This window comes from Arthrobacter sp. NPDC058192 (genome assembly GCF_042883665.1).
In the GTDB taxonomy this organism is placed as follows: domain Bacteria; phylum Actinomycetota; class Actinomycetes; order Actinomycetales; family Micrococcaceae; genus Arthrobacter.
This window is the reverse complement of record NZ_JBHVVJ010000017.1, coordinates 58,778-79,914: the sequence shown is the minus strand read 5'-3', so window position 1 is coordinate 79,914 and position 21,137 is coordinate 58,778. Positions and strand designations below refer to the sequence as shown.

At 68.0% G+C, this 21,137-nt stretch carries 19 protein-coding genes and 2 tRNA genes; 7 read left to right on the top strand and 14 right to left on the bottom strand.

Annotated features, from left to right (window positions below; genetic code table 11):
- Positions 1-113: 113 nt before the first annotated feature.
- Positions 114-521, top strand: coding sequence for a hypothetical protein (locus ACFVVK_RS16765; protein ID WP_390269321.1), 408 nt, complete (start codon positions 114-116; stop codon positions 519-521).
- A 103-nt stretch (positions 522-624) separates the two neighbouring features.
- Here the strand turns inward: ACFVVK_RS16765 and ACFVVK_RS16760 are convergent.
- The 6 genes from ACFVVK_RS16760 to ACFVVK_RS16735 form a co-directional block, all read right to left on the bottom strand.
- Positions 625-697, bottom strand: a tRNA-Asn gene (locus ACFVVK_RS16760).
- A gap of 136 nt (positions 698-833) precedes the next feature.
- Positions 834-906: transfer RNA gene (locus ACFVVK_RS16755), tRNA-Asn, on the bottom strand.
- A 53-nt stretch (positions 907-959) separates the two neighbouring features.
- Positions 960-2,942, bottom strand: coding sequence for a DNA primase (dnaG, locus tag ACFVVK_RS16750; protein ID WP_390269318.1), 1,983 nt, complete (start codon positions 2,940-2,942; stop codon positions 960-962).
- 52 nt (positions 2,943-2,994) lie between these two features.
- Positions 2,995-4,284: a deoxyguanosinetriphosphate triphosphohydrolase gene (locus ACFVVK_RS16745; protein WP_390269315.1), complete on the bottom strand. Its 1,290-nt coding sequence runs from the start codon at positions 4,282-4,284 to the stop codon at positions 2,995-2,997.
- The gene (gene dusB, locus ACFVVK_RS16740; RefSeq protein ID WP_390269312.1) at positions 4,277-5,455 is read right to left on the bottom strand and encodes a tRNA dihydrouridine synthase DusB; all 1,179 of its coding nucleotides are present in this window, start codon (positions 5,453-5,455) and stop codon (positions 4,277-4,279) included. The genes ACFVVK_RS16745 and dusB overlap by 8 nt, the downstream gene beginning before the upstream one ends.
- Before the next feature lie 101 nt (positions 5,456-5,556).
- Entirely contained in the window at positions 5,557-6,978 is a 1,422-nt protein-coding gene (locus ACFVVK_RS16735) for a YibE/F family protein (RefSeq protein WP_390269309.1), read from the bottom strand.
- Between the two features lie 202 nt (positions 6,979-7,180).
- Between ACFVVK_RS16735 and ACFVVK_RS16730 the strand changes: the two genes are divergently transcribed.
- The 3 genes from ACFVVK_RS16730 (at position 7,181) to ACFVVK_RS16720 (ending at position 10,257) form a co-directional block, all read left to right on the top strand.
- On the top strand, positions 7,181-7,933 hold the full coding sequence (locus ACFVVK_RS16730; protein WP_390269306.1) for an alpha/beta hydrolase: 753 nt from the start codon (positions 7,181-7,183) through the stop codon (positions 7,931-7,933).
- Positions 7,933-8,748 carry a DUF1295 domain-containing protein gene (locus ACFVVK_RS16725; RefSeq protein ID WP_390269303.1) on the top strand — a complete coding sequence of 272 codons (816 nt, stop codon included), beginning with the start codon at positions 7,933-7,935 and terminating at the stop codon, positions 8,746-8,748. Before ACFVVK_RS16730 ends, ACFVVK_RS16725 begins: the two co-directional genes overlap by 1 nt.
- A gap of 69 nt (positions 8,749-8,817) precedes the next feature.
- Positions 8,818-10,257, top strand: a complete 1,440-nt coding sequence (locus tag ACFVVK_RS16720) for a short-chain fatty acid transporter (RefSeq protein WP_390269300.1) — start codon at positions 8,818-8,820, stop codon at positions 10,255-10,257.
- 78 nt (positions 10,258-10,335) lie between these two features.
- Here ACFVVK_RS16720 and ACFVVK_RS16715 read toward each other — a convergent pair whose 3' ends face one another.
- The 3 genes from ACFVVK_RS16715 to ACFVVK_RS16705 all read right to left on the bottom strand — a co-directional run bounded on the left by ACFVVK_RS16715 (position 10,336) and on the right by ACFVVK_RS16705 (position 13,852).
- Complete coding sequence (locus ACFVVK_RS16715; protein WP_390269297.1) at positions 10,336-11,328, bottom strand: GNAT family N-acetyltransferase; 993 nt, start codon at positions 11,326-11,328, stop codon at positions 10,336-10,338.
- Positions 11,329-11,330: 2 nt separating this feature from the next.
- Complete coding sequence (locus tag ACFVVK_RS16710) at positions 11,331-12,716, bottom strand: glycine--tRNA ligase (protein ID WP_390269294.1); 1,386 nt, start codon at positions 12,714-12,716, stop codon at positions 11,331-11,333.
- A 170-nt stretch (positions 12,717-12,886) separates the two neighbouring features.
- Positions 12,887-13,852 (bottom strand): DMT family transporter, encoded by a 966-nt coding sequence (locus ACFVVK_RS16705; RefSeq protein WP_390269291.1) that lies wholly within the window; start codon positions 13,850-13,852, stop codon positions 12,887-12,889.
- Positions 13,853-13,885: 33 nt separating this feature from the next.
- On the opposite strand from ACFVVK_RS16705, the gene ACFVVK_RS16700 reads away from it, so the two are divergent.
- A complete protein-coding gene (locus ACFVVK_RS16700; RefSeq protein WP_390269288.1) occupies positions 13,886-14,122 on the top strand; it encodes an RNA-binding S4 domain-containing protein in 237 nt (78 codons plus the stop codon).
- 41 nt (positions 14,123-14,163) lie between these two features.
- On the opposite strand, the gene ACFVVK_RS16695 is transcribed toward ACFVVK_RS16700, so the two are convergent.
- Positions 14,164-14,820, bottom strand: a complete 657-nt coding sequence (locus tag ACFVVK_RS16695; protein WP_390269285.1) for an alpha/beta hydrolase — start codon at positions 14,818-14,820, stop codon at positions 14,164-14,166.
- 114 nt (positions 14,821-14,934) lie between these two features.
- Between ACFVVK_RS16695 and ACFVVK_RS16690 the strand changes: the two genes are divergently transcribed.
- Positions 14,935-15,465, top strand: a complete 531-nt coding sequence (locus ACFVVK_RS16690) for a hypothetical protein (protein ID WP_390269470.1) — start codon at positions 14,935-14,937, stop codon at positions 15,463-15,465.
- Here ACFVVK_RS16690 and ACFVVK_RS16685 read toward each other — a convergent pair.
- The 3 genes from ACFVVK_RS16685 to mmsB form a co-directional block, all read right to left on the bottom strand.
- Positions 15,452-16,012, bottom strand: coding sequence for an isochorismatase family protein (locus ACFVVK_RS16685; protein WP_390269282.1), 561 nt, complete (start codon positions 16,010-16,012; stop codon positions 15,452-15,454). The two genes, ACFVVK_RS16690 and ACFVVK_RS16685, sit on opposite strands and share 14 nt — an antisense overlap.
- Positions 16,013-16,075: 63 nt before the next feature.
- Positions 16,076-17,560, bottom strand: a complete 1,485-nt coding sequence (locus ACFVVK_RS16680; RefSeq protein ID WP_390269279.1) for a CoA-acylating methylmalonate-semialdehyde dehydrogenase — start codon at positions 17,558-17,560, stop codon at positions 16,076-16,078.
- A gap of 38 nt (positions 17,561-17,598) precedes the next feature.
- Positions 17,599-18,501 carry a 3-hydroxyisobutyrate dehydrogenase gene (gene mmsB / locus ACFVVK_RS16675; protein ID WP_390269276.1) on the bottom strand — a complete coding sequence of 301 codons (903 nt, stop codon included), beginning with the start codon at positions 18,499-18,501 and terminating at the stop codon, positions 17,599-17,601.
- A 153-nt stretch (positions 18,502-18,654) separates the two neighbouring features.
- Here mmsB and ACFVVK_RS16670 point away from each other — a divergent pair, with 153 nt between their 5' ends.
- The gene (locus ACFVVK_RS16670) at positions 18,655-19,554 is read left to right on the top strand and encodes a LysR family transcriptional regulator (RefSeq protein ID WP_390269467.1); all 900 of its coding nucleotides are present in this window, start codon (positions 18,655-18,657) and stop codon (positions 19,552-19,554) included.
- A 106-nt stretch (positions 19,555-19,660) separates the two neighbouring features.
- Here the strand turns inward: ACFVVK_RS16670 and ACFVVK_RS16665 are convergent, their stop codons facing one another.
- Positions 19,661-21,043 (bottom strand): MFS transporter, encoded by a 1,383-nt coding sequence (locus tag ACFVVK_RS16665; protein ID WP_390269273.1) that lies wholly within the window; start codon positions 21,041-21,043, stop codon positions 19,661-19,663.
- Positions 21,044-21,137 lie beyond the last annotated feature (94 nt).

The window sequence follows — 21,137 nt, the reverse complement described above, 5'->3', positions numbered from 1 at the left end:
CCGGCAGGGGGCATGTCCCGCTGGGCGCCGCACGACCGCCTCCGCCGTTCACGCCGCACCCCTTGCCGCTGCGGACCCTGTTGGACGTCCGCGGCGGGAGATAAAGTTGTTTCATGCCCCACCGGCAGGAACCTCAGCCCCTACCCGCCACGTGGCAGCGGTGCGACACCGGAATCCTGCCCCTGTGGTGGGACCGCTTGTGCAGCCAGACCAGCCCGCAGTCGGCGGCCATGTACGCCGCTGGCCTGTTCACTGAGGACCGGCGCCGGCCGATTGCCCAGTGGTACAACCCGGGCGCCGACTCCGCCCTGCTCGTGGCGCCGGAGACTTCCCCGGAGTGGCCCGTGCAGCGGTTCGGCATCTTCTACGCACCCCCGGGCGCCGGGTTCACCCAGGTGCATTCGGCGCCGCATGAATGGCATCCGCGCGAGCCGCGGAAATCCCCCACTGAACAGGAGGCCTTCGAGGCCGCCGTCGCCGAGGCCCAACGCTTCCTGCAGGTGGAAATGTACTTCGTTTGAGGCCCGGTCAGCTGAACCGCTCGAGCGACCCGACAGGACCCACTAAAAGGACTCAATAAAAAAGGTCCCGCGGCTGGTTTTCACCGGCCGCGGGACCTGTCCGCTCCTCCTGCTGGACTTGAACCAGCAACCCTTCGATTAACAGTCGAATGCTCTGCCAATTGAGCTAAGGAGGAATGAAGCAGGTATGACATTAGCAAAGGTTTTGCCGGTAGGGAAATTGGCCGCGGGGCAAGGGCCCGCACCGCGGCGGATACCCCCTCCGGGTATAAAAAAGTCCCCGTCCCGGAAGCCCGGAACGGGGACTGCGCGCTCCTCCTGCTGGACTTGAACCAGCAACCCTTCGATTAACAGTCGAATGCTCTGCCAATTGAGCTAAGGAGGAATGAAGCGGCTATAAGCCTAGCAAACAACCGCCCGGGAAACGAAATCGGCGGCTCAGGCGTCCGACCGCAGGGACCGCCGCTGCATCTCCAGCTGCATGAGTTCGCGGTTCAGCCGCTGGAACTCCTCGGGATCGGCCGAGGCATCCAGGCGCTGCAGCTGGCCCATCTTCTCGGCCTTCACCCGGGTGATCTGGAGCTCGAACAGGCGGGCGAGGATGTCCCTGCAGTAGCGCTGGGCACCCTCGGGCGTGCTGGCGGGCAGCGGCACCACGGCGAGTTCGGACACGAGCGGCCGCAGCGGCTCCGGGACCTCCTGCAGCAGCTGCTCCACCCAGCGCACCGGGTCCCCGGTGGACGCGAGCCCGGTGGCGCGGATGGCCTCGTGGATGGCCAGGTAGGCGGGCGTGGAGAACCGCGCGTCAGAGAAACGCTGCCACGTCTCGCCCTCCAGCATGCCGGGTTCCTGCAGCACCACCTCGAGGGCCTGGCGCTCCATCGCCGCAACGGGGTCGCGCGGGTCGGGCCGGTTATAGGACGGAAGAACGGCCGACGGCGGCAGGGGTGCGACGCCGGGCCCGGGTCCGACGTAGCCGCGCCCGGACCCGGCGCCTTGACCATGACTTTGGCCGCTCCCCTGTCCACGGCCGGTCCCGGCGCCCTGGACGTGCCCTTGGCCACCGCCCGGACCGGCCGATGCAGCCTGCGCGGCACGCTTCGTAGCCGCCCCGACAGCCCTGCTGACTTCCTCTACCGGCATTCCCAGCCAGCCGGCCAGTTCGCGGGCGTAGGCCGGCCGGATGCCGGCGTCGCGGATCTGCGCCACCACCGGCGCCGACTCGCGCAGGGCCGCGATCCGGCCCTCGACGGTGTCCAGGTTGTGCCGCTTAAGCGTGGCGCGGATGGCGAACTCGAACAGCGGACGGCGGCTGGAGATCAGGTCCCGGACCGCGGAGTCGCCCTTGGACTGGCGGAGCTCGCAAGGGTCCGCGCCGGTGGGCTCCACGGCCACAAAGGTTTGCGCGACGAACCGCTGGTCCTCTTCGAAGGCCCGCAGCGCCGCCTTCTGGCCGGCGGCGTCGCCGTCGAAGGTGAAGATGACCTCTCCCCCGGTGCCGTCGTCGGACAACAGCCGGCGCGCGATCTTGATGTGATCGGTGGCGAAGGCTGTGCCGCATGTGGCTACCGCCGTCGGGACCCCGGCCAGATGGCACGCCATGACGTCGGTGTAGCCCTCCACCACCACCAGCTGGCGGTCCTTGGCGATGTTGCGCTTGGCGAGATCGATCCCGTAGAGGACCTGGGACTTCTTGTACAGCGCGGTCTCGGGGGTGTTCAGGTACTTCGGGCCTTGGTCGTCCTCGTACAGCTTGCGGGCGCCGAAGCCGATGGTGTCGCCGGCAATATCGCGGATGGGCCAGATCAGCCGGCCGCGGAACCGGTCGTAGATCCCCCGGCCGCCTTCGGAAAACATGCCCGTGAGCTTGAGCTCCGCGTCGGTGTAGCCGCGGCCACGCAGGTGCTTCAGCAACGCGTCCCAGCCCTGCGGGGCATACCCGACCCCGAACTGTTCCGCGGCCGCCCGGTCAAAACCCCGGCCGTAGAGAAAATTGCGGCCCTCAGCCGCGCCCGGAGTCAGGAGCTGGGCGCGGAAGAACTCATCGGCCACCTTGTGTGCGTCCAGCAGCCGCTGCCGCCGCCCGATGTCCTCCCGGTTGGGTCCGGAACCGCCGTCCTCGTAGTGGAGCTCGAAGCCGATCCGATGCGCCAGCTTTTCCACTGCCTCGTGGAAGGAAATGTGGTCCAGCTTTTGAACGAAGGAGATGACGTCGCCGTCCTCGCCGCAGCCGAAGCAGTGGTACCGGCCAACCTGGGGACGCACGGTGAAGGAAGGTGAGCGCTCGTCGTGGAAGGGGCACAGGCCTTTGTAGGACCCGAGCCCGGCTCCCTTGAGCGTCACGTAGCCGTCGACGACTTCCTTGATGTCGGTGCGCTGGCGTACTTCGTCGATGTCTTCGCGTTTGATCAGGCCGGCCACAGTGCCATCCTAAGCCCCGGGTACGACGCCGACCGGACGGCTATGCTGCCCGTCACCACAGCGACGGCAGGCTGCCCACGAGCCGCTCGTACATGGCCAGTGCCGAGCCGTCGGTCAGCGACGCGACCTGATCGATCACGACCCGCAGCCGCGCGGCGTCGTCTGCCGCGCCGAGCCAGTCGGCGGCGAACATCGGCTCCAGGTGGCGGTCCCCCGAAGCGCTCAGCGCCGTGACGAGGGCGTGCAGGACCTCCCGCTGGCGCTCGTAGACGGGCTGGCGGTGCTCGGTGGTCATGACGAACGTGGTGGCGAGGCCCTTCATCACGGCGATTTCCATGACCGTCTCATCCGGGACGATCAGCTCGGCATGGTAGCGGGTGAGCTTTGCCGGACCGTAGACGGCGCGGGTGGCCTCCAGTGCACTCTGGCAGAACCTGCCGATGAGCTGGCTGGTCATGTCCTTGAGCGCCGCCATGGCCTTGCGGCTGCCGTCAGCCTCCCGCACCCAGACGCTGGTAGCCTCCAGCCGGGCCAGGGCGGCGTCGATTTCGGCGGGGTCTTTGTGCGGCAGGTACCACTGTTTGGCGTAGCCGACGACGCGGGCGCGGTGGTCCGGGTTGTCCATCCAGCGCAACTGGAAATGGCCCGCAACGATCGCGTCCTCGACGTCGTGGACCGAGTAGGAGATGTCGTCCGCGAGGTCCATGACCTGCGCTTCCAGGCAGGACCGGCGCTCCGGGGCACCCTCGCGGATCCACTCGAAGATGGGCAGGTCGTCTTCGTAGGCGCCGAACTTGCTGGTCCGCTCCCCGTGGATGACGGGCGCGTTCACGGCGGACCAGGGGTACTTGGCGGCGGCGTCGAGACTCGCGCGGGTCAGGTTCAGCCCGGCCGGCCGGCCGTCGGAGGCCAGGACCTTGGGCTCCAACCGGGTCAGCAACCGGAGCGTCTGGGCGTTGCCTTCGAAGCCGCCGATCCCATGGGACACCTCGTTGAGGGCCGCTTCGCCGTTGTGGCCGAAGGGCGGGTGGCCGAGGTCGTGGCTGAGGCAGGCGGTGTCCACGACGTCGGGGTCGCAGCCGAGCATCCGGCCGAGTTCGCGGCCCACCTGCGCCACCTCGAGGCTGTGCGTGAGCCGGGTCCGGACGAAGTCGTCAGTATCGGGGGCGACCACCTGGGTCTTGGCGCCGAGCCTGCGCAGTGCCGAGGAATGCAGGACCCTCGCACGGTCCCGCTCGAAGTCCGAGCGGTAGGTGCTCTTGGCCGGCTCTTCGACCCAACGGGCGGAGTCCCGGAACGTGTAGCCGCCCAGGACGGGGGCGGTGGTCCGGGCCTCAGCCACCGGAGACGTCCAGCTCGGCGAAGGAGATGTCGCGCGTCTGCTCGTCATCCAGGGTGCGGTTCAGCAGCCAGTCCTTGGGCAGCGCCGGCTTTTTGGGCGAGCCGGCACGGCCGCGCGGGCCCTCGGCATCGACCCCGGGGTAGGGCGAGTCGAGGTCCAGCTGGTCAAGGGTTCCGCGCAGCACTTCCAGGCTGGTGACGAGGGCCAGCTGGTGGCGCAGCTCGCTTCCCACCACGTAGCCCTTGAAATACCAGGCCATGTGCTTGCGGATTTCGCGCAGGGCCTTGCCCTCATCCCCGAAGGTCTCGACCATCAGCTCGGCGTGCCGGTACACGCTTTCGGCCACCTGGCGCAGATCCGGCCGGTACCGCTGCTCACTGCCCTCAAACGCGGCCATGAGGTCCCCGAAGAGCCACGGCCGGCCCTGGCAGCCGCGCCCGACGACGACGCCGTCCACGCCCGTTTCGCGCACCATCCGGACCGCGTCTTCGGCGGACCAGATGTCACCGTTGCCGAGGACGGGGATGTCCGGAAGCGCCTCCCTCAGCCGGGCGATGGCGGACCAGTCGGCCTGGCCGGAATAGAACTGTGCCGCCGTGCGGCCGTGGAGGGCGACGGCGGCGACCCCGGAATCGCGCGCGATCCGGCCCGCGTCGAGGTACGTCAAATGGTCCTCGTCGATGCCCTTGCGCATCTTGATGGTCAGTGGAATGTTGCCCTTGGAGGCTTCCTTGACGGCAGTCTGGACGATCGAGGTAAAGAGGTCGATCTTCCACGGCAGGGCCGAGCCGCCGCCGCGCCGGGTGACTTTGGGCACGGGGCAGCCGAAGTTGAGGTCGATGTGGTCCGCGTGGTCTTCCTCGACCAGCATCCGGACGGCCTGGCCGACGGTCACCGGGTCCACGCCGTAGAGCTGGACGGAACGAACTTTCTCGTCGTCGTCGTGCGAAATAATGCGCAGCGACTCGGGCGTGCGTTCCACGAGCGCGCGCGAAGTGACCATCTCCGCGACGTACAGGCCGCCGCCGTATTCACGGCACAGCCTGCGGAAGGCGGAGTTGGTGATTCCCGCCATGGGAGCCAGGATCACGGGGGTGTCCACGGTGATCGGGCCCAGCTTCAGGGGCGGGAGTTCCAGCTTGGGTGCGGGAGGCGTTGCTACGACAGTCACCCGACCATTGTCTCAAAGACGGGCAAATCGTTCCGATCCCGCCCGGGCCATGTGGAAAGGTGCGGTGGTGTGGAACGTTCCGGCTCCTGCCGGATGGGGCCTCAGCCCCGCAGCGCGGCCCGCCGCCCGCGCCGGGTGGCGGGCTCTGCACCGGCGCCGTCCGGCCCGGTCCAGGTCGCGTCATCCGCCGTCGGCGCCACGGCACCGGGTACCACGGCACCGGCTACCGCGGCGCGGCCCTCGGTCCCGGCGGCCTTGACCCCGGTGGCTTTGACCACGAGCACGGCGACGAGGGTTGTAACGGGAACGGCGAGGACGAGCCCCACGGAACCGACGAGCGTCCGGATCACCTCTTCGGAGAGTTCGGCGCTGGTCAGGGCGTCACCGAGCGGCCGCTCGTAGAGCATGACCAGGATCAGGACGGGCAGGGCGGCGCCGGCGTAGGCAAACGCGATGGTGTAGACAGTGGAGGCGATGTGGTCCCGGCCGATCCGCATCGCGGACGCGAAGAGCTGCCGGGCGCTGGTCTCGGGGGCGAGTTCCCACAGTTCCCAGACCGCCGACGACTGCGTGATCGTGACGTCGTTCAGCACCCCCAGCCCGGAAATGATCAGTCCGCACAGGATGATGCCGGAGATCGAGATGTGGTCCGAAATGTTGGCAAGCGTGGCTGCGTCGTGGCTGCCCACCCCGGCGAGGTTTGCCGCGTCGGTGGCCCAGGCCGCCAGTAACGCTGTGATGGCGAGGCCGAACATCGTCCCCAGCAGCGCCGTCGAGGTCCGGGCCGAGAAGCCGTGGGCAAAGTAGAGCACCCCGATCATGATCACTGTGGACCCCACGAGCGCCAGGAGCAGGGGCGGTTTTCCTTCGACGAGCCCGGGCAGCATGAACGAGACCAACACGACATAGGCCCCGATCAGTCCGATCAGGGCACGCAGGCCGCGCCAGCGCGCCACCGCGATCACCACGACGGCGTAGAGCACAGCCAGGAAGATAATGGGCAGCGTCCGGACAAAATCGACGAAGACGTACGCCGGCGCGCCCCGGGCGGCCGACGCGCCTTGGGCCTTGGAGAGGTTCAGATAGCGGATGTTGTCCCCGGGCTTCACCCCATGGGACTTCGCGACGTCAGGGTTGATGACCACCTTCACCGGGTTGCCGCCCTGGTCCGGTTCGGTGTAGGCGAGGGTGCATTGCGAGCCGTCCTGTGCGGGCTGCGCGGCGCCGGGGGCGCCGGGCTGCGCGGTGTCGCCGCTCGCCGAGGCATCCGAGCAGCTGCCGACGACGACCCGCTGGATCTTTCCGGTGTCGAACGTCACGCCCGGGGCCGCCGCGTAGGGGCTGGCCAGTGTCAGGCCCTCCTTGCTTCCCGACGGCCACAGGAAGGCCATGGCCGCCAGGGTCAGCAGCGTCAGCGGGATGAGGACGGCGGCCAGGATCCAGTTGGCCTTCCTCCGCGCCGCGAGCATCCGCGGTGACGGCTCCGGATTTTCCGTATGCGAATGCGAGTGTCCGGCGCCCATCAGCAGTTCAACCTCATGCGGAAAACTCTACGGTGCGGGCGGGGCCGCTCTGGACGGATGACGGGACACGCCGTCCGCAGGCCCGCACCCATCCCCCGGGGTCCCGGTTCCGAATCCACACTGGGCAGCACCTGCCTTGACGTGCAGGGGCCCCGACCTAGTGTTGGTGATAGACAGACGATGGACAGGAACACGGGTGGCCATGCGCAAACCAGACGACCGCGAACCCGAACACGGCCGTTCAGGACCAGCCGCCAAGGCCGTGCTCACCATAGCCAAAGCATCAGGGCCCACCCGCGGCGTCGTCCTTGTCCTGCACGGCGGACGGGCGGACAGCTACGATCCTGTCCGCGGCCGGCACCTGAGCCCCGCCCGGATGCTGCCCTTTGCCCAGTCGCTGAAAACCCGCGGCGGCCGGCACGGCCTGGCCGTCTGGACCCTGCGGAACAGATACCGGGGGTGGAACGGGAAGGACCAGTCCCCCGTTCAGGACGCCCGCTGGGCGCTCGCCCATATCCGCCGTGATCATCCCGGGGTGCCCGTGTACCTGCTGGGCCACTCGATGGGCGGCCTGACGGCAGTCTCCGTCGCCGACGATCCCCAGGTTGACGCCGTCGTCGCCCTTGCTCCCTGGCTCAGCGCCGGGACGCCGGTGAGACCCGTCGCGGGCCGCCGGCTCCTGATCGTCCACGGTTCAGACGACCGCTGGACCAGTCCGCACAACTCGCTCGGGTACGCCCGCCGCGCCGCGGGCGTCGCCGCCTCCGTGGACTACGTTTCCCTCAAGGGTGCCGGTCACTTCATGATCCGCCGGGTGCAGCTGTGGAATGTGCTGACCACGGGGTTCATCCTGGACGCCTTCGGCGAGGCCACGGGCGCCGACGTCGCCGGTGCCACGAAGACCCTGCACCGCATCCTGCCAGTGGCGGGAACGCGCCTGCCGGTGGTGTTGTGATGCCGCCGTTCCCTCTGGATGCCTTCCTCGCCAGCCTGCCTTGGGTTGTTGCGGGCATTGTGGCGCTGCTGGCGCTGACTTTCGCGGCAGCCGTGCGGCAGCACCGGCACTCGGTCATGGACACGGTCTGGGGGCCCGGCTTCGTGGTGGTCGCCGCCGTCTCGTGGGTGCTTTCGGCCGGATACGGCGACGCCGGCCGCCGGCTGCTGCTGTTGGTCCTCGTCGCGGTGTGGGGCGTGCGCCTCGCGGTCCACATCGGGCTCCGTGCACGCGGCGGGCCCGAGGATCCGCGGTATGTGGACCTGCTCGCGAAGGCACCCGGATCACGCAACGCCTACGCCCTGCGCCGGGTGTACCTGCCCCAGGGCATGGTGCTGTTCTTCGTCTCGCTCACCATCCAGGTCGGCATGTTCGCCATCGGAAACCTGGGCTGGCTCGCGTTCCTCGGCGTCCTGCTGTGGGTCCTGGGGTTTGTGTTCGAGACGGTCGGGGACCGGCAACTCACGCAGTTCAAGGCCGATCCTGCCAGACGAGGCACTGTCCTCAACACCGGGCTGTGGCGCTACACCCGCCACCCGAACTATTTCGGTGACGCCGCTGTCTGGGCTGGTCTCTACCTCGTGGCCGCGGATTCCTGGCCCGGCGTCCTGACCGTCCTGTCCCCCGCCGTCATGATCTGGACGCTCGCCGGCAAGACGGGGAAGCCGTTGACGGAAAAGGCCATGTCCGGACGGCCCGGGTACCAGGAATACATTGACTCCACCTCCGGCTTCCTGCCCTTGCCGCCGCGGCGCGCCGGGGCCAAGCCCCGATAAACCCGGCTTACGCAATCATCTTGACTAAACTCCATCGGGTACAAATCGCACTCAATGGAGAGGACACCTGTGTCAAGCACAGTCGTGACCAAGGACGGAATCGAAGAACGGGGTCTCGCACGCATAGCCCAGCGCATGGCGGCCTGGACCGAGAAGTGGTTCCCTGACGCCTATATCTTCGCCCTCGCCGGCGTCGTCATCATCGCCGTGGCAGCACTTGCCATCGGCGCCTCGCCGCAGGCGATCGCCGATTCCTTCGGCAACGGCTTCTGGGACCTGACAGCCTTCACCCTGCAGATGGCCATGGTGGTCCTGACCGGCTACGTCGTGGCCACGTCACCGCCGGTGGCGAGACTCATCAACAGGCTTGCCCTCGTGCCGTCGACCGCACGGACCGCGGTGAGCTTCGTGGCCATGCTTTCGATGTCGGTGTCCTTCCTCAACTGGGGACTCAGCCTGATCTTCGGCGGGCTTCTGGCCCGGGCCATCGCCCGGCGCAAGGACCTGACAGTGGACTACCGGGCCCTCGGCGCGGCGGCGTTCATGGGCCTCGGCGCCGTCTGGGCGCTGGGACTGTCCTCCTCTGCCGCGCAGCTGCAGGCCACGGCGGCGTCGCTGCCTCCGGCCCTGCTGAAGATCACCGGCGTCCTGGACTTCGGCACCACCATCTTCACCTGGCAGTCGCTGCTGACACTGGTCATCCTCATGGCCCTCACCACCGTGATCGCGCACTTCTCCGCGCCCCAGGGCGGCTCCATCCGCACCGCGGAGGATCTGGGCGTGGACCTGGACGATGAACCGAGCGAGCCCGCGCCGCGGTCCCGGCCCGGTGAATGGCTCGAATACAGCAAGATCCTGCCGATCCTGGCGGGCGTCCTCACGCTCGGCTGGCTCGTCTCGCAGTTCCTCACCAAGCCGTTCCTCAGCGTGGTCAGCAGCCTCAACGGCTACCTGCTGGTCTTCCTCATCCTGGGCCTGGTCCTGCACGGGACGCCGCGGAACTTCCTGCAGGCCGTCACGAAGGCCGTTCCGGCCACCGCAGGCATCCTCGTGCAGTTCCCGCTTTACGCCGCGATGGCCGCCATCCTGACCAAGGCCACGGGAAGCGGGGGCATGACGCTCTCCACCCACCTGGCCGCGTTCTTCTCGGACATCGGCAGCGGCGGCGGATTCGCCGTCGTCATTGCCCTCTACACGGCGGTCCTGGGCATCCTGGTGCCCTCCGGGGGCGGCAAATGGCTGGTGGAGGCACCCTACGTAATGCAGTCGGCCACGGACGTTCAGATGAACCTTGGCTGGACCGTGCAGATCTACAACATCGCCGAGGCGCTGCCGAACCTGGTCAACCCGTTCTTCATGCTGCCGCTGCTGGCCGTGCTGAGGCTGCGTGCCCGGGACCTGGTGGGCTTCACGTTCCTGCAGTTCGTTTTTCACCTGCCCGTGGTCCTGCTGCTCGTGTGGCTGTTGGGCATGACCTTCGGCTTCGTGCCGCCGGTGATCCCTAAGTAAACCCAAAAACTGACCCGCGGCTGTGGCCGTTATGAGGCGTCATAACGGCCACAGCCGCGGGTCAGTTGGGTTAGTGGCCTAGGCCGGGTCGGAAACGACGAGCGTTTCGGAGCCCTGGACATGGGCCCTGCCCGTTTCGAGCAGCGGTTCGACGACGGCGCGCAGCGCGGTCATCGCGTCGTCCAGTTCCAGCATCACCGGGTGCTGGTAGGCGATCAGGGCCAGCAGATCGCGCACGGCAGCCCGGGCCTCACCCTCGCCAAGCTTCGGCTCGTGCCCGAGGAAGACTTCGCTGGGCACTGCGGCGCCGCCATCGGCGCCCGGGGCCGGGGCACCCTCGGCATAGCTGATGGCGAACCCCTCCAGCCGGCCCTTCCGGCTGGCCGCGATGCCGTGCCCGAAGGCACTGGCCTTCGGTGCCCGCAGCACGATGGCGCCGTGCGCGCCGCTGAGGTCGTCCAGGAACAAGCGCTGCACCATGGCCACGCTCAACTCCCCCGGGCTGTCCCAGTGGTGCACGGCAGTGTAGTAGCGGCCGACGACGTCGCTGAGCTCCACCGATCCCGTGGCCAGGTCCTCGACCTGGTCGGTGGCTGCCGACTCGGAACCGTCGCCGAACACCGGCAGCTTGAGCGGCGCCGGGTCCACGACGACGAGGCGGGAGCGCTGGATCGGGGCCAGGCCCGCGGCTTCGGCAAACGCGGCGCCCGGGGTGCCGGGCTCCACCTTGCAGCGGAGCTTGGACACCCCCGACGGCGCCCGGGCGGCCTCATGCCGGAGCATGGTCAGCAGCGTGGACCCGACGCCGGCGCGGCGGTGGTCCCGGGCCACTTCGATATACGCCCAGAGCCGCTCGGGGTGCAGCGAGGCCTCGTGGACCACGGCGGCCGCCACCGGAATGGCGACACCGTCCACGATGTCCTCGGCCACGATGCAGCGTCGCCAGGGAGCATTGCCCGAGGGGGCCAGCGTGCCGCGGAACTGCCCGGCCTGGACGGTCTCAGGGCCGCCCCAGATTTCCAGCAGCGCGAGGTCGTCGCCCTCCCGCCATTCCCGGTATTCGATGGCCATGATCAGGCGCCGATCAGCCGCGCGGCCAGGTAGCCCTCCACCTTGTCCAGGGAGACGCGGTCCTGGCTCATGGTGTCGCGTTCGCGAATGGTGACGGCCTGGTCCTCAAGCGTGTCGAAGTCCACGGTGATGCAGAACGGGGTGCCGATCTCGTCCTGGCGGCGGTAGCGGCGGCCGATGGCGCCGGCGTCGTCGAAGTCGATGTTCCAGTTCTTGCGCAGCTGGGCGGCGAGGTCCTTGGCCTTCGGGGACAGGTCCTCGTTGCGGCTCAGCGGCAAGACGGCGGCCTTCACCGGCGCCAGGCGCGGATCGAGCTTGAGCACGGTACGGACGTCGACGCCGCCCTTGGCGTTGGGTGCCTCGTCCTCAGTGTAGGCATCGATCATGAAGGCCATGAACGAACGGGTGAGGCCGGCGGCGGGCTCGATCACGTACGGGGTGTAGCGCTCGTTGGTGGCCTGGTTGAAGTAGCTCAGGTCCGCGCCGGAGGCCTTGGCGTGGGTGGAGAGGTCAAAGTCGGTGCGGTTGGCGATGCCTTCGAGCTCGCCCCACTCCGAGCCCTGGAAGCCGAAGCGGTATTCGATGTCCGTGGTGCCCTTGGAGTAGTGGCTGAGCTTGTCCAGCGGGTGCTCGAAGAAGCGCAGGTTTTCTTCCCGGATGCCCAGGCCCGTGTACCAGGACATGCGTTCCTTCATCCAGTACTCGTGCCACTGCTCGTCGGTGCCGGGCTCGACGAAGAATTCCATCTCCATCTGCTCGAACTCGCGGGTGCGGAAGATGAAGTTGCCCGGCGTGATCTCGTTGCGGAACGACTTGCCGATCTGGCCGATGCCGAACGGCGGCTTCTTCCGCGAGGTGGTCAGCACGTTGGAAAAGTTCACGAAGATGCCCTGGGCCGTCTCGGGCCGCAGGTAGTGCAGGCCTTCGTCGCTGGCGACGGGGCCAAGGTAGGTCTTGAGCAGGCCGGAAAATTCCTGCGGCTCGGTCCACTGGCCGCGGGTGCCGCAGTTGGCGCACACGATGTCCTTGAGGCCGTTCTCGGCCGGACGGCCTTTCTTCTCCTCGTACTCTTCCTCGAGGTGGTCCGCGCGGTAGCGCTTGTGGCAGGACAGGCACTCCACCAGCGGGTCGGAGAAGACCTCGACGTGGCCGGAGGCCTCCCACACCTGGCGGGGCAGGATGACGGACGAGTCGAGGCCCACGACGTCTTCGCGGCCGCGGACGACGGACTGCCACCACTGGCGCTTGATGTTTTCCTTGAGTTCGGCGCCGAGGGGCCCGTAGTCCCAGGCAGAACGGGAGCCACCATAGATTTCACCGGCCTGGAAAACGAATCCCCGGCGCTTGGCGAGGGAGATGATCTGGTCGAGGACGGATTTTGCTGCCATGGGAACTCCAATTTCTACAGGGCCGCTGGGTGCGGTCCGCGGTGTCAGCCCCGGGTCACCGGATGGTTGCCGGACGGGGGGATGCGAACAATGCTGTACAAACACAGTGCTACAAAGACAGTCCTGTACAAAGAGTGCTGTGCGATGCAATCTCCAAGCCTACCGGCACGCTACCGCTTCAGCGCGCCCCGCGGCCATGGCAGGGTGGCCAGGATGATGGCACCGAGCGTCAGCAGGGTGCCCAGGACTGTGGGAAGTGCGACGACGGTGCCGGGGACCGGCAGGATCAGGTCCAGTCCGAGGGACCCCAGCAGCTGCCCGGCGATCATCCCGAGGCCGGTGACCAGCACCCCCAGGCTGCGGACCAGGAGGGCGCCGACGCCGATGAAGATGCAGCCGAGCGGCCCGCCGAGGTAATACCACCACTGGGCCGGAAGGGGGTTCCCGGCGCCGGCCACGGCCAGCTTCACCAGCCAGGCCGCCCACAGCAGGGTGCCGCCGGCAACGAAGTTCACGGCCGTTGCGGCGATCGGGGACCCGTAGTGAACGGTGGCTGTGCCGTTCATGGCCTGCTGGAAACTCATCAGGAAGCCGGCCAGGACCGGCAGCAGCAGGGGCACAAGCAGCTGCGGCCCGGATTCTCCGGCGCTGAACTTGGGTGACACGGCCCACGCGACGGCGGCAACGGTCAGTACACTGCCCACCACCCGGATGCCGGTGATGGGCCTCTTCCCCGCCGGTCCGATGCCGATCCGGTCCACCAGCAGTCCGCTGAGCGTCTGCCCCGTCACGGCGGCCACGGTAAAGAGCGCAACGCCGAGAATCCCGACGGTGAAGGACTGCGCGAAGACGAACAAGGCCCCGATGCAGCCGGCCAGGACATAATAGGGCGGAAACTGCCGTTCGCGCAGGGCCGGCAAAATCCGGGCCACCCCGGCCCGGCCCTTCGGCAGCACTCCGGAAATGATGGCCATCACCACCAGTCCGGTGCTGAAGCTGACGACGGCGGCGGCGATTCCGTCGTCGAGCGCCGCCCCCAGGGCACCGTTGATGCGGCCCTGGAGCGGTATGAACAACCCCGCCGCGACGGCCATGGGCAGCCCCGCGATGAGCGGGAGCCGGGGTGTGTGGGTCATGCGTGCCACCTTTGGTCGGGCATCATTGCGTATATGAGCAATTCGGAATGGGAAGACATCATCATCCGCGACGACATGATCCGGCTGGGCCAGCTGCTGAAGCTCGCGAACCTGGTGGAGGACGGTGTGGAGGCCGCGGAACTGATCAAAAACGGGCTTGTCAAGGTCAACGGCGAAATCGAGGAGCGCCGGGGCCGCCAGCTGCACGACGGCGACACCGTCACCGCGAACGGCCGCACCGTGCGGATCAGCGCGCGGGCGGCCTCGTAACGGCCGGCACCGCTGCGTCCGAGCCGGCGAGGTCCCGGCCGCTAGTTCCTGGAGTTGAGGACCTCGTGCGTGAGGAACTCGGACACGTGACCGATTTCCTGCTGGTTAATGCCGTGCCACATGCCCGTATAGAGGACCTTGGTGAGCTTCACGTGCTTGCGGACCCAGCCCATGGTGTACTCGATCTTGTCCTCGGTGATCACGGGATCCTGCTGGTCCCGGCCCCAGAACAGCGGCACTGTTCCGTCCAGGTCTCCGTCGCGGAAAATGGGGTCCGCGCCGGCGTCGACGACGAACCCCGACAGGCCGACGACGGCGGCGAAGTCCGCCGGACGCTGCCGCAGCATGGTGGTGGCCATCGCCATTCCCATGGAGAACCCGAGCAGCGTCACCGACGCGTGGTCTGCCTTGACGCCGTCGAGCCAGTCCAGGACGTAGCGGGCGGCGTCCTTGACGGCGTCGAGCGAATAGTCGATGGACGCCGTGAGCGGGAACCACGTGAACCCCGGGCCCATCGCAATGGGGGCGCGGACGGAGGCGACCGCGAAGTCCTGCGGGAGCATGTCCGCCAGGCCGAGCAGATCCTGTTCATTGGCGCCGTAGCCGTGCAACAGGACCAGCAGCGGCTTGCCCGCACGCTCCTGTTCCGGCCGGGACCATTCGACGACAGGGGCGGGGAAGGCAGCAGCGGAAGTCATGGCACCATTCTTACAGTTGCGGCGCCCTGGCCTGCACCGCCTGAAGCTGCGGGGCCTAAACTGAAGGAACACTCCCCCGGTCCGGCAGATGAAAGGCCCCCAACCGTGAGCAGCATGTTCTTCTGGATCATCGTGTTGTCGTTCGTGATTCCGACGGCAGTACGCCTTTACCGGAGGTCCGTCCGGGGCCGCAACCAGGGCACGCCGGGCCAGTTCGGCCAGTTCCCCGGCAACCAGGGCAATCCCGGAAGCCAGAACAAGCAGCCGCGGGACGGCTACACGCAGCAGGACTACTTTGGCGGCTTCGGCCAGCTGGGCGCCCCGCAGCAGCCAGGGCCCCGGTTCCCCAACCAGCCGTTCCCGAACCAGCCGTATCCGGGCCAGCAGTACCCGGGCCCGGCAGGCTACCAGTCCCCTGTCCCGTACGAGGACAGCCCCGAGTACCTGAACAGCCAGCAGCCGCAGCAGCCCGGAACGGGGCGGGAAACAGGGCAGGGAACGGCGCAGCCTTCGGCGCCGCAGGACCCGGCGGCCCCGAAGGGTTACCGGGCGCGCCGGCTGGCTGAACTAGACCAGCAATACAGCGACGGGAAAATGTCCATGGAGGACTACATGGCCCGGCGCGCGGAGATCATGAAGGGCTAGCGAAGTCGACGTCGGCCGCGTTGACCGTTCCCGCCGTCCGTCCGGGAGCCTTGTGGTACTGCCAGTACAGGTTGGTGTGGGCCACGACGAGTTCGGGCGGCGGCGCGCCCCATTCCGTCAGGTCCTCGGTGGTGTGGGCATCCGCGACCAGCGTGACATCGTAGCCCCGGGTTATCCCGCCGTGGAGGGTGGAGCGGATGCACTCGTCGGTCTGCGCGCCGGCCAGGAAAAACCGGCCGATGCCGCGTCCGGCGAGCACGGCCTCCAGGTCGGTGCCCTCGAAAGCGTCGCTGTACTCCTTGGGCACCAGCGGCTCGGCGTCGCGGCGTGCGAGCTCGGGCACATACCGCCAGCCGTCGCTGCCCCGCGGGAGTTCCTCGCCCTGGTGCTGCACCCAGACGACGTCGACACCGGCGCCCCGGGCTTTTTCCACGAGTGCGGCGACGGTCGCGACGACGTCGTTCCGGCGGTAGGCCTGGGCAACGACATCGACCTGCATATCGACGACGAGCAGCGCGGTGTTGGGGCGGTTGGCGAGCGTGGTCACGATTCCTCCCGGGTCCTGGGCGTCCCTGTCTGCCCACTCTAGTCCCCCGGCGGCGTGTGCCGGTCAGTCCACCTGGGGGAAGCCGAGGTCGATCACCGAGGTGGCGGGGTCCGGCCAGCGGGTGGTGACAACCTTGCCGCGGGTGTAGAAGCGGATGCTTTCCGGGCCGTACATGTGGGTGTCGCCGAAGAGCGAGCTCTTCCAGCCGCCGAAGGAGAAGGTGCCCACCGGCACCGGAATCGGCACGTTGACGCCCATCATGCCGGCCTCGACGTCGAACTCGAACTGCCGGGCGGCGCCGCCGTCGCGGGTGAAGATGGCCACCCCGTTCCCGAACTCGTTGTCGTTGACGAGCTTGACGGCGTCGGCGTAGGTCTCGACCCGAACCACCGAAAGCACGGGGCCGAAGATCTCGTCGTCGTAGACCTTCATGCCCGGCTTGACGTGGTCGATCAGGCTGACGCCGAGGAAGAAGCCGTTCGAGTCGAATTCCTGGTCGCGGCCGTCGACCACCACGGTGGCGCCCTCGTCCGCGGCGCCGGCCACGTAGGAGGCAACTTTGTCGCGGTGGTCGGCCGTGATGAGCGGGCCCATCTGCGACGAGGGATCCGTGCCGGGGCCGATCTTGAGCGTGGCCATGCGGGTGGTGATGGCGTCCACGAGCTCGTCGGCGATGTTGCCGACGGCGACCAGGACACTGACGGCCATGCAGCGCTCCCCCGCGGAGCCGTAGGCGGCGGAGACTGCGGCGTCGGCGGCCATGTTCAGGTCCGCGTCCGGCAGGACCACCATGTGGTTCTTGGCGCCGCCGAGGGCCTGGACGCGCTTGCCGTGGTCGGCGGCGCGCTTGTAGATGGACTGCGCGATCGGGGTGGAACCGACGAAGCTGACGGCCTTCACGTCCGGGTGTTCCAGGAGCACGTCGACGGCTTCCTTGTCGCCGTGGACCACATTGAGGACGCCCGGCGGCAGGCCTGCCTCGGCGAACACCTGGGCAATGAAGACCGCGGAGGACGGGTCCTTTTCGCTCGGCTTCAGGAGGACAGTGTTGCCGCAGGCCAGGGCGCTGCCGATCATCCAGAGGGGCACCATGGCCGGAAAGTTGAAGGGCGTGATGCAGGCGACGACCCCGACCGGCTGGCGGACCGAGTGGACGTCGACGCCGCCGGAGACCTGCTCGGAGCGCTCACCCTTGAGCATGTGGGACAGCCCGGTGGCGAACTCGATGTTTTCCAGGCCGCGCGTGATTTCGCCTTCGGCGTCGGAGAGCACCTTGCCGTGCTCGCTGGTCAGGAGCGCTGCCAGTTCCGGCCGGCGCTGCATGAGCAGTTCACGGACCTTGAAGAAGATGCCGGTGCGCTTGGCCAGGCTGGTTGCCCGCCAGCCCGGCAGGGCGGCGCGGGCGGCCGCGATGGCCTCCTCGACGCGGGCGGCGGAGGCCAGGGCGACCTCCTTCTCCTGCTCGCCGGTGGCCGGGTTGAAGACGGGTCCGAAGCGCTCGGCGTCGGAAATCAGGGCGCCGTTGATGACGTGCGGGATGCGTTCCATGGTGGGTCTCTTTCGTGTGGTGCAGGCAGTGGGGGCGGCTAGTTGGCGGACTCGAGCGAGCCGTCGACGAGCTTGATGATCATTGAGCAGTCCTTGCCGGACTCGCCCGAGTCGATGAGGCGCTGGAACAGCTGCTGGACGTGCTCGCCGATTTCCAGGGGCGTGCCGGTGTCGCGCGCCGCGCTGATGGCCAGCCCGATGTCCTTGTTCGCCAGCTCGGTGGTGAACGTCGGGGCGAAGTCGTTGTTGGAGGCCGCGGTCGGGACGACGCCGGCGACCGGATACCAGGTGCGCAGTGCCCAGCTGTCGCCGGAGGAGACGGAGGCGATGTCCCAGAAGACCTGCTTGTCCAGCCCGAGGCGGTCGGCCAGGACGGCTCCCTCGGCCGTCGAGGCCAGGTTGATGAAGAGCATGAGGTTGTTGCAGATCTTGGCGGCCTGGCCGGTGGTGGGCCCGCCGGTCGGGATGATGTTCGCGGCCATCGGACGGATGTACTCCGTGGCCTCCGCGACGGCGCCGGCCTCGCCGCCGATCATGAAGGTCAGCGTTGCTGCCTTCGCGCCGCTCATGCCGCCCGAGACGGGGGCGTCGACGAAGCGGAAGCCGGCGGCAGCTGCGGCGTCGTGCAGGGCCTGGGCGGAGGCGATGTCGATCGTGGAGGAATCCACCAGCAGCGTCCGGGTGTCGGCGTGGGCCAGGACGCCGTCCTCGCCGAGGTACACGGTGCGGGCGTGCTCGCCCTTGGGCAGCATGGTGAAGACGACGTCCGCGCCGGCCACGGCCTCGGCGATGCTGCCTGCGGGCTTGACGCCCCCGGCCGCGGCGGCGGCGACAGCCTCCGGGCTGAGGTCAAAGCCGCGGACCTCATGTCCGGCCCCTGCGAGGTTGACCGACATGGATCCGCCCATGTTCCCCAGTCCGATCCAGGCGATTACTGCCATGGCTTAAGCTCCTTTGCTTCGTTTGCGCATGTGCCGGCCCCGCGGCCGGCTTCCGTGACTACGATCACACACTGGTACAGTGCAATCAAGGCAAAAAACTAAAGACGCCATGTGCACAGATGCACATGGCGGGGCGGAGGAGTTCCAGTGGACCTGCGGCGGCTTCCAAGCCCGGATGACCTGCTGATCCTGCTGACCGTGGCGAGGCTGGGCCGGTTCAATGCGGTGGCGGAGACGCTGGGGACCACACACACGACCATTTCCCGCCGGATCCTCGCCCTGGACAAACAGCTGGGCGGCCGGACCCTGGAGAGGAGCCCGCACGGCTGGGAGCTCACCGAGCTCGGCAGCCAGGCGGTGGCAGCGGCAGAGGTCATCGAGGGGACCCTGGGCGCCCTCTCGGGCACCATTGCCCGGAACGGCGATGCGCTCTCCGGCCTGGTCCGGATCAGCACACCGGACGGGTTTGGTGCCGAGTTCCTCGCGCCGGCCCTGGTGCGGCTCCAGCGCGAGAGCCCCCTGCTCAACGTGGAGCTGCTCAGCGCCACCCGCAAGGCCAGCCAGAACCGCTCCGGGGTGGACCTTGAGGTGGTGGTCGGCAACCTGGAGGTCGCCCACGCGGAGGCCATCTTCCTCAGCAATTACTTCCTGAGGCTGTACGCAAGCCCGGAGTATGCCCGGGAGCGCGGGCTTCCGGCAACGCTCGACGACGTCCGGCAGCACGGCTTTGTGACCTACGTGGAGTCGGCCCTGCAGGTGGCAGAACTCGGGCATCGCTCCACCCGGCTGCCCGTGCCGCGGTCCAGCTTCCAGGCCACGAGTATCTTCGCCCAGCTCGAGGCCGTCCGCCGCGGTGCCGGGATCGGGTTGCTGCCCAATTTCATGGTTGCCGGGAAGCCCGGTTTCGTTGCCGTCCTGCCGGACGATTTCCAGCGCCAGCTCCCGATCTGGGCAGTGGCCCGCGCTGAGTCGCTGCGCTCCGCGCCGGTACAGGCGGTACTCCGCGCGATCCGCACGGAGATCGAGGAACGGCAGGACGTCCTGGCGGGATAGGCACCCTGTCTGCGCAACCTAAGCCGCGTGCGGACGCGGAACAGCCCCCGTCCGGCGGTGCGGGCGGGGGCTGTTCGGGGCCTGACTCAGGGTGACTACCGGCTGGTCACTTCTTGTTGCTGGCGAGCAGTTCGGCGGTGCCCCTGGCGTCGGCGGCGTCGACGTCGCGGAGCGAGATGCCGCGGGTTTCCTTCAGGAAGAACACGGCCACGGCAGTGATGGCGCAGGCGATGAGCAGGTAGATGGCCACCGGCACGGAGGACTTGTACTGGCTCAACAGCGCCGTCGCGATGATCGGCGCCAGCGAGCCGGCCACGATCGAGGTCACCTGGTAGCCCAGGGAGACGCCCGAGTACCGCATCCGGGTCGGGAACATTTCCGCCATGATCGCCGGCTGGCCGGCGTACATCAGCGCGTGGAACAGCAGGCCGATGGTGATTGCGGCGAGGATGGTGAGGTCGTTCTTGGTGTCCATCATCGGGAAGGCGAAAAAGCCCCACGTCGCGCCGAGGACAGCGCCGGCCATGTAGACAGGCTTGCGGCCCAGGGAGTCCGAGAGCCGGCCCACGAGCGGGACCACGCAGAAGTGGACGAGGTGTGCCACCAGCAGGAGCAGCAGGATGCGGGTGGTGTCGGTCTGGACGACGACCTTCAGGTAGGTGATGGAGAAGGTCACAACCAGGTAGTAGAGGATGTTCTCGGCGAAGCGCAGGCCCATGGCGGTGAAGACGCCGCGCGGGTAGCGGCGGAAGACCTCGGCGACGCCGTAGCCCTTGTTCTCCACGACAACTTCCTTGCGGGCTTCGAGGAAGATCGGCGCGTCCTGGACCTTGGTGCGGATGTAGTAACCGATGATCACGATCACCGCGGAGAGCCAGAACGCCACGCGCCAGCCCCAGCTCAGGAAGTCCGCCGACGACAGCACCGAGGACAGGATGAACAGCACCGCGGTGGCGAGCAGGTTGCCCATCGGGACAGCGGACTGCGGCCAGCTGGCCCAGAAGCCGCGGGACTTGTTCGGGCTGTGCTCGGCGACAAGGAGGACGGCGCCGCCCCATTCACCGCCGACGGCGAAGCCCTGCACGAAGCGCAGGAAGACCAGCGCGGCCGGGGCCCAGTAGCCGATCTGCTGGAAGGTCGGGAGGCAGCCCATCGCGAAAGTGGCAACGCCGACCAGGATGATGCTCAGCTGCAGCAGCTGCTTCCGGCCGAACTTGTCGCCGAAGTGCCCGAAGACGATGCCGCCGATGGGGCGGGCAACGAAGCCCACCGCGTAGGTGACGAATGCGGCAATGATGCCGTCAAGTTCCGACCCCGTATTCGGGAAGAACATCTTGCCAAAGACAAGGGTGGCGGCGGAGGCGTAGAGGAAAAACTCATACCACTCCACCACGGTCCCGGCCATTGAGGCGGCCACTACCTTCTTCAGGCCGGACGCTTTAACGTCGACCGTTTCTTCGCCCCTTGCGGCGGCGTTTTCCGTACTCATCGTGACTCCTTCGGTGTCGTCGTCGACACCCTGTGGACCATTGGGCTCAGCACGCGTGTGATGTGTGGCACACGGCGCCATTACCCACGAGTAT